Raw genomic sequence first — 1,077 nt, 5'->3', positions numbered from 1 at the left:
GTTCGAGTATGATCTTGGTCATGACCACATCCTTTGCTTTCAATCCGAAAGCCGCTCGTCTTCTCGATGCCGCTTACGACGAGGAAGTCGTGCTCCGGCGGGCGCAGGGGCGTCAGGTGCGTGCGATAGCCGGGTTCGCCGTGGTGGGTGGTTCGCGAAGATCGGTGACCGAGGAGGTCGCGTTGGCCTTCTCGGTCTCCCGTAATCAGGCGCATCTGCTGGTGGAAACCTCGTGCGCCCTGGTGGGACGGTTGCCGAACACGTTGGCGGCACTGGAAAACGGTGACATCGACCTGTACAAGGCGTCGAAGGTCAGCCAGCTGACCCGTGAGGTCTCCGACGAGATCGCCGCCCAGGTGGACACGTGGATGGCCGGGCGTCTCGCCGAGCGTGACCCGGGAGCGATCCGGAAATCGGTGGATCACGCCGTACAGAAATTCGACCCCGACGGCCACCGGGACCGCGCCGTCAACAAACGCGCGTTACGGCATATCTCGCTGGAACACGAAGACGAAACCATGTCCAAACTGTCGGGCTATCTGCCCGCCGAAGTCGCCAGCTCGATCTACACGTCACTGAGCCACGCCGCCCGCACCCGCCGCGCAAACGACAAGTCCCGCACCCTGGATCAACATCGGGCCGACCTCTTCGCCGAACGCTTACTGGCCGAAGACGGGCACGGCAAGCCACGCGCGCATGTCCACGTCTATGTCGACCTGCTCACCCTGGCCGGTGCCCGGGAAGATCCCGCGACCCTCGCCGGCCACGGCCCGATCCCCGGCTGGCTCGTCCGCGAAATCGCCGCCGACCCCGGCTCCACCTGGTCCCGGCTGATCACCGACCCCACCACCGGGCAACTCCTCGAAGCCAGCCCCGGCACCTACCGCTCCCCGGCCTCACTCGCCCGCCTGATCAAAGCCCGCGACCGCGAATGCACCCACCCCGGCTGCCACCGCTCCGCCGAATTCTCCGAAATCGACCACATCACCACCTGGGCCCGCAACGGCGGCACCGACCACCACAACTGCCACGCCACCTGCAAAATCCACAACCTCCTCAAAGAAGAACCCGGCTGGA

General features: G+C 65.5%; 1 protein-coding gene. It reads left to right on the top strand.

The annotated features are described in order from the left end of the window. Positions 1-164: 164 nt before the first annotated feature. Positions 165-1,077 (top strand): DUF222 domain-containing protein (locus DL990_RS41115; RefSeq protein ID WP_370451418.1); only part of this gene is annotated, 913 nt, incomplete at its 3' end.

The organism is Amycolatopsis sp. WAC 01416 (assembly GCF_003947485.1).
Classification (GTDB): domain Bacteria; phylum Actinomycetota; class Actinomycetes; order Mycobacteriales; family Pseudonocardiaceae; genus Amycolatopsis.
This window is presented reverse-complemented; position numbering and strand designations above follow the sequence as displayed.